This window comes from Pseudomonadota bacterium (assembly GCA_013285465.1).
GTDB lineage: Bacteria > Pseudomonadota > Alphaproteobacteria > Micavibrionales > CSBR16-224 > CSBR16-224.
Genome location: CP053449.1, coordinates 876,619 through 891,968, shown reverse-complemented (window position 1 = coordinate 891,968; position 15,350 = coordinate 876,619). Strand labels below are relative to the sequence as shown.

At 52.2% G+C, this 15,350-nt stretch carries 16 protein-coding genes and 1 pseudogene; 4 read left to right on the top strand and 13 right to left on the bottom strand.

The genetic code is table 11. The features are described 5' to 3' along the window. The first annotated feature begins 3 nt into the window (after positions 1-3). The gene (locus tag HND56_04395) at positions 4-1,323 is read left to right on the top strand and encodes an FAD-binding oxidoreductase (protein QKK04975.1); all 1,320 of its coding nucleotides are present in this window, start codon (positions 4-6) and stop codon (positions 1,321-1,323) included. On the opposite strand, the gene HND56_04390 is transcribed toward HND56_04395, so the two are convergent. Continuing rightward, entirely contained in the window at positions 1,320-2,228 is a 909-nt protein-coding gene (locus HND56_04390) for a hypothetical protein (protein ID QKK04974.1), read from the bottom strand. The two genes, HND56_04395 and HND56_04390, sit on opposite strands and share 4 nt — an antisense overlap. Before the next feature lie 84 nt (positions 2,229-2,312). Between HND56_04390 and HND56_04385 the strand changes: the two genes are divergently transcribed. The 3 genes and pseudogenes from HND56_04385 (at position 2,313) to HND56_04375 (ending at position 5,397) form a co-directional block, all read left to right on the top strand. Continuing rightward, the gene (locus HND56_04385; GenBank protein ID QKK04973.1) at positions 2,313-2,858 is read left to right on the top strand and encodes a hypothetical protein; all 546 of its coding nucleotides are present in this window, start codon (positions 2,313-2,315) and stop codon (positions 2,856-2,858) included. A 56-nt stretch (positions 2,859-2,914) separates the two neighbouring features. After that, positions 2,915-4,976, top strand: a pseudogene (gene glgX / locus HND56_04380) (glycogen debranching protein GlgX). Positions 4,977-5,085: 109 nt separating this feature from the next. After that, on the top strand, positions 5,086-5,397 hold the full coding sequence (locus HND56_04375) for a helix-turn-helix transcriptional regulator (GenBank protein QKK04972.1): 312 nt from the start codon (positions 5,086-5,088) through the stop codon (positions 5,395-5,397). Positions 5,398-5,400: 3 nt separating this feature from the next. Here HND56_04375 and HND56_04370 read toward each other — a convergent pair whose 3' ends face one another. The 12 genes from HND56_04370 to HND56_04315 form a co-directional block, all read right to left on the bottom strand. After that, positions 5,401-6,552, bottom strand: a complete 1,152-nt coding sequence (locus HND56_04370; protein ID QKK04971.1) for an arsenic efflux protein — start codon at positions 6,550-6,552, stop codon at positions 5,401-5,403. Positions 6,553-6,612: 60 nt separating this feature from the next. Next, positions 6,613-7,326: an orotate phosphoribosyltransferase gene (locus HND56_04365; protein ID QKK04970.1), complete on the bottom strand. Its 714-nt coding sequence runs from the start codon at positions 7,324-7,326 to the stop codon at positions 6,613-6,615. A gap of 7 nt (positions 7,327-7,333) precedes the next feature. Then, the gene (locus tag HND56_04360; GenBank protein ID QKK04969.1) at positions 7,334-7,651 is read right to left on the bottom strand and encodes a hypothetical protein; all 318 of its coding nucleotides are present in this window, start codon (positions 7,649-7,651) and stop codon (positions 7,334-7,336) included. Between the two features lie 113 nt (positions 7,652-7,764). Next, positions 7,765-8,157, bottom strand: a complete 393-nt coding sequence (locus tag HND56_04355) for a hypothetical protein (protein QKK04968.1) — start codon at positions 8,155-8,157, stop codon at positions 7,765-7,767. A gap of 121 nt (positions 8,158-8,278) precedes the next feature. Continuing rightward, positions 8,279-8,740 (bottom strand): RNA pyrophosphohydrolase, encoded by a 462-nt coding sequence (locus HND56_04350; protein QKK04967.1) that lies wholly within the window; start codon positions 8,738-8,740, stop codon positions 8,279-8,281. Continuing rightward, on the bottom strand, positions 8,737-9,738 hold the full coding sequence (locus tag HND56_04345) for a divergent polysaccharide deacetylase family protein (protein QKK04966.1): 1,002 nt from the start codon (positions 9,736-9,738) through the stop codon (positions 8,737-8,739). Before HND56_04345 ends, HND56_04350 begins: the two co-directional genes overlap by 4 nt. Positions 9,739-9,783: 45 nt before the next feature. Next, entirely contained in the window at positions 9,784-11,163 is a 1,380-nt protein-coding gene (locus tag HND56_04340; protein ID QKK06552.1) for a S41 family peptidase, read from the bottom strand. Between the two features lie 91 nt (positions 11,164-11,254). Then, a complete protein-coding gene (locus HND56_04335; GenBank protein QKK04965.1) occupies positions 11,255-12,307 on the bottom strand; it encodes a peptidoglycan DD-metalloendopeptidase family protein in 1,053 nt (350 codons plus the stop codon). A 148-nt stretch (positions 12,308-12,455) separates the two neighbouring features. Beyond that, a complete protein-coding gene (locus HND56_04330) occupies positions 12,456-12,905 on the bottom strand; it encodes a 23S rRNA (pseudouridine(1915)-N(3))-methyltransferase RlmH (protein QKK04964.1) in 450 nt (149 codons plus the stop codon). A gap of 9 nt (positions 12,906-12,914) precedes the next feature. Continuing rightward, on the bottom strand, positions 12,915-13,307 hold the full coding sequence (rsfS, locus tag HND56_04325; GenBank protein ID QKK04963.1) for a ribosome silencing factor: 393 nt from the start codon (positions 13,305-13,307) through the stop codon (positions 12,915-12,917). Between the two features lie 134 nt (positions 13,308-13,441). Further along, complete coding sequence (gene hflK / locus HND56_04320) at positions 13,442-14,611, bottom strand: FtsH protease activity modulator HflK (GenBank protein ID QKK04962.1); 1,170 nt, start codon at positions 14,609-14,611, stop codon at positions 13,442-13,444. A 53-nt stretch (positions 14,612-14,664) separates the two neighbouring features. Beyond that, positions 14,665-15,333, bottom strand: a complete 669-nt coding sequence (locus tag HND56_04315; protein ID QKK04961.1) for a DotI/IcmL/TraM family protein — start codon at positions 15,331-15,333, stop codon at positions 14,665-14,667. Between the last annotated feature and the right edge of the window lie 17 nt (positions 15,334-15,350).

Genomic DNA, 15,350 nt, shown 5'->3' with positions numbered 1-15,350 from the left:
ATTATGGCGACATTTATCAATCCGCGTGACCGCCTGCTGTCCGACGATTTGTGCCTTTATAAAGATCAGGAACATTACAAAACCGACCATCCGCCGCTGGATGGCGATATCAGTACCGATGTCTGCATTATCGGCGGCGGCTTTACCGGCGTCATGACCGCACTGCATCTTTTGAAAGAGGGTTTCAAGGTTGTCCTGATCGAACGTCACCGCATCGGCTGGGGCGCATCGGGACGCAATAGCGGCCAGCTGATCCCCGGTTTCAATCAGGACATCCGCAATATGCGGAAAAAATACGGGCCGGAGATTACCGACGCCGCCTTTCTTGCCACCGTGGCTGCTCTGGAGGATATCAAGGCGCGGATTGAAAAATACGATATTGATTGCGATTACGCACCGGGACTCAGCATCGCTGCCGTCACACCCAAAGGCTATGAGGATATGCAGCGTTACAGCGACTTCATGACAACACAGTATGATTATCCGATGACGGTACTGGATGATGACCGCACGGTTGACCATCTTGGCACGGATATTTATCACGGCTGCACCGTCGATTTGCAGGGCGGGCGTTTTAATCCGCTGAAATATCTGTGTTCCATCGCCAATCTTGCCGTGGAAAAAGGGCTGGTGATTTACGAGGAAACCCCTGCCCTGCGCATTAAAAATCTCGATGACGGCAAAGCCGAGATTATCACCCCGCACGGGCGCATCCATGCCGCAAAAACCGTCGCGGCGGGGGATGCCTATCAGGGTACCTTACTGCCGCAGCTGCGCCGCCGTTATCTGCTGTTCCGCACCTCGATGCTGGCAACCAATGTGTTATCTGCCGAGAAACTGAATATGACCCTGCCCTGCAATCATGCGGTTTTTGAATGGCGGGCGCTGACCAACTACTATACCAAAACCGCAGACGGGCGTTTGATTTTCGGCGGCGGCGATTCACCGCTGGTGAACAGCAAAAAGGACGAAACCCGCGCTTTCGAGAAAATCTATAAACGGATGACGGAGGTTTATCCGCATCTGAAAAACGAGCATATCACTCATTGGTGGGGCGGCTATTTCGGCGTGACCAAAGACCAGATACCCGAAATCGGACGTACGGAAGACGGAATTTATTACGCTTATGGCTATTCCGGTCACGGCGTTGTTCCGACCCATATGGCCGGACGCGTGCTGTCGGATATGATTGCCGGAAAACTGGACGATAATCATTTCAGCACAAAGATTAAGGCTGCAAATATCCCTGGTGCGGGAACACATGACGGCATTCTCGCCAGACTGGCGCTGATTTGGTACGGATTCAAAGAACGTTTTGACTAAGAGCGGCGCGGGCCGTTATTGCGCGGATTGCGGCGCGGGGGTTTGTTCTGCGGCGCATTATCATTTTGCGGACGGCGGCGCGCCAGCAGATCACGCGCCGTTTCGACAAACAGGCTCATCATCTTGCGCCCTGTCTCCTGCGGCTCTTCCTGTCTTTTGAACAGGCTGCCCTCGCCCGCATTGCCTGTTGCCTGATCTTCCAGAAGTTTTTCCATTGTTGCGATGGAATGCGGCTTTTTCTCGAACCCGCCCTGCAAGACTGCGCCGTGGCTTTTGCGCAATCTGGCGACCAGATCATTCTGCGTGCGGAAGGCGGTAATACGCTCACCCAGACGGGTATAGTCGATATCATCCTCATGCGGGGCTTTGTCTTCGCCCAAAACAACGGCCAGCTTGTCCGGAATGGCCAGCATATCCTTGTCACGCATGGCCGGACTGTTAAACATCCAGATATTTTCGGCATTACAGGCCACGCCGACCGCCTGCGCCAGATAGCCGCCCATCGAATGTCCGGTGAAATCCGTTTTACTCAGGTCAATACCATATGTTTCCGCAACCTCTTGCGCGAATTCATAAGCATCGTAGAACTGTTTCGGAAAGCCGATCACCGCCATAATCACGGCATCATCCAGATCATCCACCCCGGTCATGCCGCGATAGGCTATGCTGTATTCTTCCTTGCCCGTTTTTTCATCTACGCGTTTATAAAGCGAAGCGGCAAAGCTGGAACTGTGTTTTGGATAGCCGAGAGCAGCCGCATTGGTCACCTCTTCCCAGTCACCCGTGCCGCGATCGGCATATTCCGGTTTTTTATAAACATCGCGTGCCAGACGTGCCCGGTCATGCGCGATGGTAAAATCCATCGCGTCCTCGCGGCTTTCTTTTGGGTCGGGCTTCCTGTTCATAACGGCTTTATCATTGCAGATTCTTCCGCCATATGCTACTTAGTTTTTCCCTGAAAGAACGTTAAAGTAAGGCTGTTTTTATTCATGACGGATATGATCGACAAAATTATACGCCCGCTTGGCCTCGCTTTTGCCGCAGCCGCTATCTGCACATCTGCGGCAGCGGAAGAGCCTGTCTCCAAGATTGATCCGGTCGGGCTGTGGAAGGTCAACCGTTTTGATATCGTGATGGCGATCGAAGAATGCGACGAACGGGATTTTTGCCCGCGTATCCACTGGATTGCCGAAGACGAGCGCGAAGTCTATGACTATTTCGGCCCCTCTTCCCGTGAAAAGCGTGAGCGCGAGATCAAACAACCGACCCGCGACAATATTCTGGAACTTTGCGGGCAGAAAATCGCATTCGAGCTGGAACAAGAGTCCGAAAACCCGCAAAAACACAAAGGCCGCGTGCATCTGACCGGAAAAGGCTTCTGGGCGAATATGACATTGGAGCTGAAAGACGACGATACCGCCGCCATTAAAATAAGCAAATTATGGATTAGCGAGCGCGACACATGGACGCGTATTCCTGAGGAGCAAGAGCATCGTTACAAACGCTGCGCCCCGCAACGCCCCGCCGGCCCATAGACGCATTTTCCCGATTTTTCTTGCGCACAGCACCTGAAATCGGCAATATTATGCCCATGACAGGAGAGAAACACCAAGACAGGATAAAAAAAGGCCTGCCTGATCCCGCGCGGCGCAAGCTGGGACGGACAGGGTGTCAATTTCGCCGTTTTTTCCGCCCATGCCGAAAAGATCGAACTCTGCCTGTATGATGACAGCGGCACCACCGAAATCGCGCGCATTACGCTGACCGAAAAAACAGGGGATGTTTTTCATACCTATATTGAAGGATTAAAACCGGGACAGGTCTACGGATACCGCGCTCACGGACCGGACGCACCGCATGAAGGACACCGCTTCAATAGCGACCAACTGCTGTTGGACCCTTACGCCAAAGATATTCTGCCGCCGCAAACACAGAGTGATGTGCCGAAATCACGTGTTGCCGATACCTCATTCGACTGGCAGGGCGCAAAAAAGCCGCAAACACCCTGGCACAAAACCGTGATTTACGAAGCGCATCCGAAAGGACTGACCAAAACCCATCCCGCTATTGACGCGGATAAGCGCGGTGTTTACGCCGGAGTCGCAGCGCCCGAGATGATCGCGCATTACAAAAAACTGGGGATTACCGCTGTTGAATTGCTACCTGTACATGCCCATGCCGATGAAACCCATCTGGAGAAACTGGGCAAAAGCAATTACTGGGGCTATAACACGGTCGGATTTTTTGCGCCCGAGCCGTCTTACGCGCAGGATCAAAAATCCGCCCTGACGGAATTCAAGGAAATGGTGCGGGAACTGCATAAAAACGGCATCGAGGTTATTCTGGACGTTGTCTATAACCATACCGGCGAAGGCAAGGCCGAAGACGGGCCGACGCTTTGTTTTCGCGGGCTGGACAATAAAAGCTATTACAAATTCGACCCGCAAAACCGCGGAAAATATGAAGATGTGACGGGCTGCGGCAATACGCTGGATATTACGCATCCCGAAGTGTTGAAAATGGTGCTGGATTCCCTGCGTTACTGGATCGAGGAATGCGGCGTGGACGGTTTCCGTTTTGATCTTGCCCCCGCTTTGGGACGTGACGGCACGGGCTATAGCAAAACCGCGCCGCTGTTTGAAGAGATTGCCAAAGACCCCGTCTTGTCCAAAGCAAAAATGATCGCCGAGCCTTGGGATGTCGGTTACGGCGGTTATCAGCTGGGTAATTTTCCCGCAGGCTGTAAGGAATGGAATGACAATTTCCGCGATTCCGTACGCCGTTTCTGGCGCGGCGATGATTATGCGGCAGGCGATTTCGCCCATGCGATGACAGGTTCCAGCCGCGCCTTTGACCATAACGGGCGCAAACCGCAAGACACAATCAATTTCATCAGCGCCCATGACGGTTTTACGCTGGAAGATACCGTCAGCTATAGCAGCAAACATAACGAGGCCAATGGCGAAAATAACCGTGACGGCCATAATGAAAATTACAGCACAGGTTACGGCGCAGAAGGCAAAACCAAAGACGCAGGCATTATCGAGACCCGCGAGAGACAAAAACGCAACATGCTCGCCAGCCTGTTTCTGGCGCAAGGCACGCCGATGATGCTGGGCGGCGATGAATTCGGCAACAGCCAGAACGGCAATAACAACGCCTATTGTCAGGATAACGAAACCGGCTGGCTGAACCATGAATCCCGCACCGCAAAAGACGACATTATGCAGCAATTCGTTGAAAACCTCAGCGATATCCGCAAAAAACATCCTGTGTTGAATACCAATTATTTCATGCATGGCAACCATCTTGATAAAAACGGCAACAGCGATTTGAAATGGGTGAAGCCCGATGGCAGGCAGATGAATGACCCGGATTGGTATCATGCCAAAAGCTTTGGCGTTGTGCTGAACGAAAAAGCCTCCCCGTCCAAGCGCGCCCGCAAGCGCGGCGACAAATTACTATTGCTGTTCAATGCGCAGGCACGGGATGAAAAATTCACCCTGCCCAAACTGCCGCATGGCGAAAAATGGCAGCGCATTCTGGATACGGCGGAGCCGTCGCTGAAAGAAGGCAGCGATCTGAATATCCATGACACGCATCTGATGAAAGACCGCTCCCTTGCCGTGTTTAAAAAAATCAAATCTCCTTAAAGAACCACCCTGCCTTAAAAAACGCCTCAGGGCTTGAAAACAATCCGCTTTCATATTACACTAATATAAATTAACTTTTTTTAATAAAAAAGGCGGAAACAGGAGAGTAATGGCAAAACATCAAGACATGGAAAAAGCGCTCCATATGCTGAAAACGCTCGGCCATCCGGTGCGGCTGAGCATATTGTGCAATCTGATTGAAAACGGTGAAATGAATGCGGGCGATATCGTCGAACAGGAAAGCACGCTTTCCAGCCAGTCGCAAACCTCGCAATATCTGCGCAAATTGCGGGATGAAGGGCTGATCGAAGCCCGCAAGGAAGGACAGCATGTTTATTACCGTCTGAAATCGGATGATGTGCGGACGCTGATCGGCGTACTGCACCAGCTTTACTGCGGTGAAAATTCCTGTGCGCCGTAAGCTTTAATAGCCCATAAAATAAAACAGATATCCCAGAATGACGGCGGGAATTGCCGTATAAAGCGTGGCCAGTAATGCTGTTTTCGGTGCCAGAGCAATGGCGGGAAACAGCGCATCGCCATCATTGCTGATGGCATTGCCGATTTGCGCCGAAAACGGAATCAGCCCGTTCAGATAAAGCGTTGTCACGATAATCTGCGGACCGCAGCCCGGAATAAAGCCGATCAGAATCGCCACCAGCGGCACAAACGGCGCCCCCAGTTCGAATAATGTTTTCAAATCAAAGCCTGTAGCGTAAATCGTCAGTTCAAAAATCAGAAAGGCCGCAATCACCCATGTTGTGATAAAGCCCGTTTCAAAAATCACGCGGCTGGGCATTTTTACATGTGTGCGGCATGCCGGATGTGCCGCCAGATTGATGATGGAAATCCCCTTATCCGGCAAGGCCGCCCAGATGGCCAGACAGAAAAGTGCGCCCGTCATGCCGACCCAGCGCGTCAGCGGCACATCCCCCCATGCGGCAAACCATCTATCCGCATCAATTTGAAATGCCGCGGCAATACCGAAAACAATGCCCGGCACCAGCAGCCCGTACCACAGAAAATAGACAAGCCGGGAATAGCCGACAACCTCGCCGCAGCGGATGCGGAAGCTTTTCCAGTCGCTCAGCGTTGCGCGCATGAAATTTTTGCCGTGAATATGCTCGACAATCAATCCGGTCACAGTACCTGCAATGATGCTGAGCACCATCACCCAAGCCGCTGTCGCGGGTGCGCGTGCCAGCAGCAGAAAAGCCGCATCGCCCATTGTTGACGTCAGCACCGCCACCATGCTCCCGAAACCGATGCGTCCCAGAACATATTGCGTGATAACGATAATCGCACCGCCGCATCCGGGCAATGCCCCGACCAGCGCGGCAATCGGCACCTGCCATTTTTCATGGCGTTTCAACAATTCTGCGGTATTAGCGCGGAATTTGCGCTCGAGCACATAAAAGATCAGCAGCGTCAGCGCCACAAAGCTGGCCACCTGCAAATAGGCATCCGCCAGGGTCTGCTGCACCAGTTCACGCAGTACGGCGGGCGCGAAAAAACACAGCCACAAGAGCGGCGGCAGAACCGTAAATTTCCACAAATGCGCTTTCGTCTTTTTCACGGTGTCGCCTTGAGGTCGGGGAGAGCGGCTGAAAAGCCGCGGGGAAGAAAAACGGGGCCGTTACCCGTGTTGTTTGCGCCACTCCTCGGGGCTGCGCAAAAACATCTTGATCGCATCAAGGTCACCCGCGGGGAATAATTTCTGTTCTTCAATCACCTGCAAAATATCCGCCCAGGTCGTCAGATAGTGAATCGTCAGATGCGCCTTGCCCAGCAAATCTTCGCTATGCGGAAAGATATCATAGTAAAACGGGCAGAAAATATGATTGATATGCGTGCCGGCCTCACGCAGCGCATCGGCAAAACTTATTTTACTGCCGCCATCGGTGGCCATATCCTCGACCAGCAGCACAGTCGGGGATTTCCCCTCCGGCAAATGGCCTTCTATTTGCGCCATACGCCCGAAACCTTTGGGTTGTTTGCGCACATAGATCATCGGTTTTTCCAGAGCCTCGGCCAGCCATGCGGCGTAAGGAATGCCTGCGGTTTCACCGCCGGCGATATAATCAATACTGTTTTGCACATCCAGTGATTGTTGCAGATGCAGATACCCCAGACGCATCACCAATGCCCGCTCGACCGGATAGGAAATAAGGCGGCGGCAATCGACATAAACAGGGCTTTTTTCACCCGATGTCAGGGTAAAGGGCTCCTGCCCGTTGGCGGCAAACATCACACAGCCCGTCGTCAGCAGGGCCTCGGCCACGCTTTTGGCTGTATCTTGATCTGCCGGTTGTTTAACCGTTTGTGATATTGCGGCTTTTTTTTGTGTCATCTCTGTTTTACCACCGTGTGAAATAGTTTTGCGCTTTGACACGGAACATCCAAAATCTGATGATAAAGGCAATTAATGTCAGGACAATAAAGATCAGCAGCGCGCCGCAAGTTGCCGAAAAGAACCAGAACTCATCATAGATCGTGTTTTGATACGTGTTTTTAATCCACAGAAAGAAGATGCCGCTTAAAAAGATAATCAGCCCGATCATTGTCAGGTTATAGACTGTTAAAGCATTCTTATCGGGGAAATCAGGTTGATAGACGAAATAAAGGACCGTCTCCAACATTGCCAGAATGAACAAACCGCCAACAATATAGTCCACTTCCGCCTCACTTTTTCTTATAAAACATCTCTACCGTTATAATAACAGAATAACAGAAAATATCTAAAAAAAAGGTGAAGACATATGAATGCACTTCATATGCGGCAATCGCGTCAATTCAGCTGTGAAGCGATGAAGCTTTCCGTCAGGACGGAATCGACCAATCGTCCGAACATAACCTTATCGCCGTCATCAAAGGGATTCAATGCGATCGCGATACGTCCGCCTGCCTGACGAATGACGCGCCCTTTATGCTTTAAGGTCGCCATACCGGCTTCGCCGCAAAAGCGCAGCGTGACCTCAAGATCCGTATATTTAGATGAGGGAATATTGTTATTATCGGATTTCAGTAATAATCCGCCTTCGCTCCAGTTTTCAACATCATAATAGGTCTCGCCGACCGTAACGGTCATGCCGACACCGCTCATACGCGTATAGCGCCGACGGTTTGCTTCAATAACATCTTCAGGAATAAAAAAAGAAAGTGTCTTTTTTAACGCTTCCATGGACATTTCTCCATTTCTCGCAAAGGTGGGACAGATGGTACATCCTTCATTATAAAAGGCAATCACCCTCTTGTATTTATTCTATTTTTTTTATCCACTGATGTCAACAAGGAAGCGTCGCTTAAAAATGGCGCAGGAAATCGGCCAGCACGCGCTCATAGGTATCTTTTTTGAAGTCGATTGCCAGTGCGGGAACGGTTTCGGCGAGTATCCATTGATAGCTGCTGAATTCCTGCTCTTCATGCGCCTGCAGATCAATTTCACCGTCCTCGCCGGTGAAATCCAGCAAAAACCATTTCTGGCGCTGCCCCTTATAACGCCCGTTAAACAGGCGCTTGCGCCAATCTTCGGGGAAGTCGTAATAAAGCCACTCATTCATCTGCGCGACAATACCGGCATTGCGGATACCCGTTTCTTCGTATAATTCCCGAAAAACGGTGGCTTCAGGTTCTTCTCCTTCATCAATGCCGCCCTGCGGCATCTGAAAATGGCCGGGGTTATCCAGTCTTTCGCCCATGAAAATCCGGTTATCGCGGTTGCGGATCATCAGACCGATACCGGAACGGTATAGCGGATCACTCATTCTTTTGTCTTTCCGTTTTGCACCTTGCTCCGCGCCAGTTTTTCAACCGGAACCAGCGTTATATTACGCGTTTGCAAGGTTTTTTCCCAGTCACGCAAGACCTCGACCGTTACGGGGTAAGGCTGCGCAAAGGCAATAACCGGTTCGTCCGTTGCGCGGGCGGCTTCTTCTGCGATGCGCAGCTGCCGCATAATATGCGCCCGCGTTGCGGTTTCATCCAGCACAATATCAACGCCCAGATAAGGCAGTTTATAGCGCTGTGCCGTTGTGGCGGCCAGTGTCGGTTTTTGCGCTGTCTCCCGCAGATCACGTGGCGTTGTACCGTCAATCATATACAGGTTTTTTGCACGCAGCATACGGATCAGCGGGTCAACATATTCCGCTGTCGCCATGAAACGCTGTCCCATCCAGGGCATCACGCCGCTGATGCCCTCGGCCTTTTGCAGACTAGCTTCCAGAGCCGCCTGATTGCGCGGATGGCTGTTGCGGGTCAGCAAAGCCGCAGGCCCCGGATCATCATCGGGAAAGCTGTACGGCTCCATCGGGATTTCCAGCAAAACGCTGCGGTTCTGGTTTTTCGCCTGAAAAATCAGCCCCGGCAGATTTTCGGCATAAGGTGAAAAAGCCAGACTGATTTCCGGCGGCAGTTCTTCCAGCGCCTGTACGGTCACGCTGCGCGACAGACCCATTTCCCCCATCACGACAGCAATACGTCCCGTTGCAGGCGGTTTATCGGGGACTGTGTCAGTTACGGGATCCGTAACCGTGGCGGTATCATGCTCAGGAATAACAGGCGGTGTGACATCAACGACAGGTGTCTCCCCGCCCGTTTCCGTCACCCCGATGACAAGACTGTCCGACAGCGCGTTCAATCCGCCTTCGGGCATCCGGCTTTGCAGAACCGTCAGCAGCAGAAACATAGACAGGCAGTAAGCGGCGAAACCCACGGCAATATGGCCGTAATGGGAGTGTAAAAATCCTGAGAGCTTCTCCCGCATATCTTACTCTGCCTGCTTTCGTTCCGAAAACCCGTTTGTCAAAACCTATTCGATGGTTTTCGCATACATGTGAATACCTTTCAGAAGGTCAAGCGCCCGCGCAAGCTGGTAATCTTCCACCTTGGTTTCGTTGCTTTTCTCCTGATCTTTGCCTTTGCCTTTTTTGCCGTCATCCTTTTTATCCAGCGCGCCTTCCAGATCGGCCTCGCGGATATATCCGGTATCGCGCAACTCGGTTACGGCAACATGTTCCACCAGCACATCGGGATCAATTCCTTTCGCCTGAATGGAGCGGCCGGACGGTGTGTAATAACGTGCCGTTGTCAGACGCATCGCACCGTGACCGGGCAGACCCAGAATGGTTTGTACCGAGCCTTTACCAAAGCTTTTCGTTCCCATGATGACGGCGCGTTTATGATCCTGCAACGCACCCGCGACAATCTCGGATGCCGAGGCGGAACCGCCATTGACCAGAACAACCATCGGCAAACCGCCCGTCAGATCGCCCGCCGTTGCGTTATCGCGGCGGATATCTTCCTTGGCGCGTCCGCGTGTGGAAACAATCTCTCCCTTGTCAAGGAAGGCATCCGATACGGCAATCGCCTGATTTAACAGACCGCCGGGGTTGTTGCGCAGATCAATGACAAAACCGATCAGCTCATTGCCCAGCTCTTTCTGGATTTCTTCAATACCGTCCTTCAGCCCCTTATAGGTCTGCTGGTTAAAGGTAGTGATGCGGATATAACCGACATTGCCTTCCGTGCGGTGACGCACGGCGCGCAGCTGAATGGTATCGCGCGTGATTTTGAACTTCATCGGTTCCGCAACGCCTTCGCGGATAATGCTTAGATGAATATCCGATCCGACCTTGCCGCGCATTTTCTGCACCGCCTCTGACAATGACATGCCCATGACAGGTGTGCCGTCGATTTCGATAATGGTATCGCCTGCTTTGACACCCGCACGGAAAGCAGGTGTGTCATCGATCGGCGAGACGACTTTCACAAGACCGTTCTCCATCGTGACCTCAATACCGAGGCCGCCGAATTCACCTGAAGTCTGAATCTGCATGCCTTTATATTCTTCTTCATTCAGATAGGAGGAATGCGGATCAAGATTGGCCAGCATACCGTTCAAAGCATGTTCGATCAGCTCCCTATCCGTCACTTCGTCAACATATTCGGCACGGACACGTTCGAACACATCGCCGAACAGCTCCAGATAACGGTAGGTATCGTTTTTGCTGCGGTCTTCCTCGGCAGCGGATTTTCCTGCCTGACGACCGGATTTCTGCGCAATATCCTGCGCCGATGCCGATGTCACCAATGCGGAGGGAACGGCCAGGCCAAGCCCGAGCACAAGTGCGAAAGCCGCCGCGCCAAAACGCAGAGGCTGCAAAACTTTCGATTTCGCCGTTTGTTGCATATGCATTCGTTTCATATTCTTCATTCTCCTCTAAATGCGGGAAACCGCCGTGATAATTCTATAAACCATAGAACAGTTTTCTAAATAAATCCTAAAAAGGCATCGATACTTTGTCCGGATCAACCGGCACACCGTTATGGCGTAATTCATAATAAGCCTGCGCCTGCGCCAAATGGCCGATAACCGCGCCTGCCGGAAGGCGTTCGCCTATTTTCGTTTCCACCTCGCCAAGGCCGCTGATGAGGCTATGATACCCGCCCTTATGCTCGACAATCAAGAGCTGTTTGAACTTGCCGAAGGCACCGGCGAATTTAATCACCCCTTCCTGCGGCAGGACAATATTTTCGCCTTCCGCCGCCTCCAGAACAATGCCGCTGCTTTTTACGCCCAGCGCATCCTTATCGCCGAATTTCATCACGACCTTGCCTTTGACCGGAAAACGTCCGGGCACGGCATGTTTTACGGCAGGCGCTGTCAGCGCGGCCTGTTTTAAAAGCGGATTTTGTTGCGCAGAGGCCACGGTAACGGGTTTCGCAGCTGGTTTTGCTGTCGGTTTACGCATGGGTTTCTGTGCGGCAAAGCGTTGTTTTTCTTGCGTCAGCGCATCGCGCTGCGCCGCCAGTTCCCGCTTTTGTCCGGCAAGCAGTTTTTGCGTCACGGAAATCTGGTGCGCCAGATTATCAAGACGCTGCCGGTGTTCCTGTGCCGCATCCGCCTGTTTCCGGTGTGCTTGTTCGGCCTCCTGCCGTTTTTGGCGCATGTCATCCAGATGAGTGCTTTCCGCACGGATGGCGGCAACGGCATTTTGCGCCACGGCATGAGCCAGCCATTCCTCCCGCGCGGCGGCGACGACCAGATCGGGGTCATCCAGAAGCGCCGAGCTTTCCATGCTGATGGTTTGGCGCGCAGGCGCATCACTCAATGCCAGAAAAGCCGCATCAAGCTGCTGCTGCAAAACAGCCAGATTACGCGTGTAATCGGCAATATTCTCCGATAATGCCTTCGTATCAGGGGCGGATGCCGTTTTCCTGTTTTTGGGAACAGCCTGTTTTTTCAGCTTTGCCTGCTGCCGCTTCAAAGAGGACAGTTCCTCTTCCGTTTCACTGATCCCGCGCTGCGCAGCAGCAATGTTTTTTTCCAGCACGGAAATCTCCGGCGGCGCGGCAACGGCCTGCGGCGCGGCGCAAAAAAGACATAAAGCAATCCCCGTCCCGCAAAAAGCGAGATGCGAAAAGCGCACATATTTTCTTTGTCTATTTGATTTCAAGAGCCTTAAGCAATGCTGTGTCAGATCAAGAACGATGGTAGGGATGACCGGCCAGAATTTGTTGGGCGCGGTACAACTGTTCTAACATCATAACCCGAACCAGCATGTGAGGCCAAGTCTGTTTTCCGAAGGACAGCAAAAAATCCGCTTTTTGTCTGAAAGCGTCCGAAAACCCATCCGCGCCGCCGATACAAAAAACCAGCATACCGGGCCCTGTATCACGCCATTTTTCGATATGTGCGGCGAAATCCTCGCTAGACAGGCTTTTGCCGCGTTCATCCAGCGCGATTAGTAAATGCGGCTCTTTCGGCAAAGCCTCGCATAATAATTTCTCCTGATCCGCCGCGCCGGCACGTTTGCCGCCATCGATTTCTTTCAGGGAAAAAGGGTATTGCAGGCGTTTACCGTATTCGGCAAGCAGCTCTTTGATGGGATGGTCGCGGCATTTGCCGACAGCCAGAAGTTCAATTTTCATCAGACGGTTTTAGGTAATGTGGATTTTGTCGGAGGGGTATGTCACGTTCCAGATTTCCTCAATCGCGTAAAATTCGCGGACTTCCGGACGGAACAGATGCACAATCACATCACCGGCATCGACCAGCACCCAATTGCCGGTTTGTTTGCCTTCGATACGCGGAATGACATCTTCTTTTTTGATGCGTGCGGACAGTTTTTCAGCCAATGCGCCGACCTGACGGGTCGAACGCCCCGAAGCAATCACCATATAATCGGCCAGCGATGTTTTGCCGGTCAGGTCAATCGTGACAATATCCTCTGCCTTGTCCTGATCAAGCGTTGTGACAATCAGGTCTTTCAGCTCTTCGGGCGAGAGTGTGGTTTTGCTTTTGGTGGTCTTTGTTTTCGTCGTTTTTGCCAAGGCTTTTCTCAATTCCTACAATAAAACTATGCCGCAAGGTTCCAAATCATAAATGCGCGAATCGCACATGCCGGAGCGGCTCTGCGGCGGCAATATAGCTCTTTTATGCAAATATGACAAGTCCCGCGTTAGGGTCAGCGTTTTTCCTTCAAAGCATCCAGCGGCAGATAAGGCAGAACATTGCCGCCATTTTCGCCGCCGATGATGAATTTTTTGCTGCGCCCCATGATTTCCTGCATGGTTTCCAGATACATGCGTTTGCTGGTCACATCCTTGGCGGCGGCATAGGCTTTGTAAACCGACAGGAAGCGCTCCGCCTCACCGGTTGCGTTATCCGTGACTTCCTGCAAATAGGCTTCGGCCTGTTGCAAAATACGTTCGGATTCACCGCGTGCCTCCGGAATAATCCGGTTGCGGTAAGCCTCAGCTTCGTTCCGCAGACGATCTTTATCCGCACGGGCCCGCAAGACATCATCAAAGGCTTCAACGACCTGTTCCGGCGGGTTCACGGCCTGCAATTTGACCTCGTTAATCATGACGCCGGATTCATATTCATCCATCATCGCCTGCATCAATTCACGCGTCAGAGCCTCAATTTCGCCACGGGCTTCAGCCAGAGCACGTTGAATCTCGGTGCGTCCGATCACTTCACGCATCGCACTTTCCGCGACCTTTTTGATCGTGTCTTCCGGATTACGGATTTCAAACAGATATTTTCCGGCATCCGCAACACGCCACAACACAACGAAATTGATATCAATGATATTTTCATCCCCTGTCACCATCAGGCTTTCGCTCTGGATACTGACACCGCCGCTGACCGCATTGCTGCGCGCAGATGCGCCGCGTACCGGCGTACTGCCGCCGCGGAAGCCGATTTCAATCCGGCGCTCGAAGGTGACATCGACTTTCGACACCGTTTCGATCGGCCAGGGCAGATGATATCCCAAACCCGGATGGCTTTGCGTACGCGTCCATTTGCCGAAAGTCATAACCACGGCATGCTCCGCAGGCTGGACACGGTAGAAACCTGTCATCAGCCAGATACATCCCGCAACAACAAGCAGCAGAAAAATACCGGATTTATGCTGCATGGGCGAGAAGCCCTGAAATTTTTCCTGCACATTGCGGAAGACATCATCCATATCACCGCCGGAATAAGAGCGGCTGTCATTACGAAAGACATTACCGTTTTCGTCCCGCGATGTCGGCTGCCAGCCATCATCCTTCTTTTCACTCCGGTCGCTTTTTTTCTTTTGCTTCGGCGTGCCCCACGGATTTTTTTTGTCGTCTTTCTTCGTCATATTGCTTTTGTCTTCCTTGAAATTTTAAAATAAAGCGGAAACCATCCGTTGTTTTACGGCATTCTTTGTTTGCGGTTTTTGCGCCCATCCTGCACACGCCAGCCGGCGATTGCGACCTGTTCCTCACCGCCGCCTTCCGGAACGCGCGTAACGCTGATCACCAGCTGCAGGTCAGCGGTAGCATCGGGCTCCGTCTCTGCCGCGATATTGCCGTAAGCATCCGTTTTGTAGAAGCTGAACAGCAAAGGCGCTTCGATTTCCCAACGGTAAATACCCCCCAGCGGTCCTTCACGGCGGACATAGGTCGGGCCGTTAATAACCGTGATCAACTGATAACGTTTTTCCCGGACATAGTCTTGCAGACCGGCGCTGTTAATGTATTTCATAAAGTCATTCCAGCCGCTTTCGACAAAAAGAGGTTTGCTCTCTTCAAAATGGTCGTAAATATTTGAAGCCCCGAAAGACATCAGCGCGGCAATCGTCTGCTCGGACCACATCAGGACTTCGCTTTTTGTCCGGTGCGGAATCTCCAGCGCAGTATTGATATTGCTCTGCTGGCCAAAGCGCAGATAATCCGGCAAATCCGATGACGGTTTATCGCCCCACATCTCTTCATTTGCCTCCGTCGAGGGCGGCGGCGCATTGGCGGGAACCGCTGCGGCAAGCGGCAGCATCATGGCTGTCAGGGCAACAATCATCGCCAGTTTCTTCAATACGGTCATTTACAAAAACCTTTCCG

Excerpts from the sequence above, each read along its gene's own strand:
- HND56_04395 (QKK04975.1), top strand. The coding sequence starts at position 4 with ATGGCGACATTTATCAATCCGCGTGACCGCCTGCTGTCCGACGATTTG.
- HND56_04390 (QKK04974.1), bottom strand. The coding sequence starts at position 2,228 with ATGAACAGGAAGCCCGACCCAAAAGAAAGCCGCGAGGACGCGATGGAT.
- HND56_04385 (QKK04973.1), top strand. The coding sequence starts at position 2,313 with ATGACGGATATGATCGACAAAATTATACGCCCGCTTGGCCTCGCTTTT.
- HND56_04375 (QKK04972.1), top strand. The coding sequence starts at position 5,086 with ATGGCAAAACATCAAGACATGGAAAAAGCGCTCCATATGCTGAAAACG.
- HND56_04365 (QKK04970.1), bottom strand. The coding sequence starts at position 7,326 with ATGACACAAAAAAAAGCCGCAATATCACAAACGGTTAAACAACCGGCA.
- HND56_04355 (QKK04968.1), bottom strand. The coding sequence starts at position 8,157 with ATGGAAGCGTTAAAAAAGACACTTTCTTTTTTTATTCCTGAAGATGTT.
- HND56_04350 (QKK04967.1), bottom strand. The coding sequence starts at position 8,740 with ATGAGTGATCCGCTATACCGTTCCGGTATCGGTCTGATGATCCGCAAC.
- HND56_04345 (QKK04966.1), bottom strand. The coding sequence starts at position 9,738 with ATGCGGGAGAAGCTCTCAGGATTTTTACACTCCCATTACGGCCATATT.
- HND56_04340 (QKK06552.1), bottom strand. The coding sequence starts at position 11,163 with ATGCAACAAACGGCGAAATCGAAAGTTTTGCAGCCTCTGCGTTTTGGC.
- HND56_04330 (QKK04964.1), bottom strand. The coding sequence starts at position 12,905 with ATGAAAATTGAACTTCTGGCTGTCGGCAAATGCCGCGACCATCCCATC.
- hflK (QKK04962.1), bottom strand. The coding sequence starts at position 14,611 with ATGACGAAGAAAGACGACAAAAAAAATCCGTGGGGCACGCCGAAGCAA.
- HND56_04315 (QKK04961.1), bottom strand. The coding sequence starts at position 15,333 with ATGACCGTATTGAAGAAACTGGCGATGATTGTTGCCCTGACAGCCATG.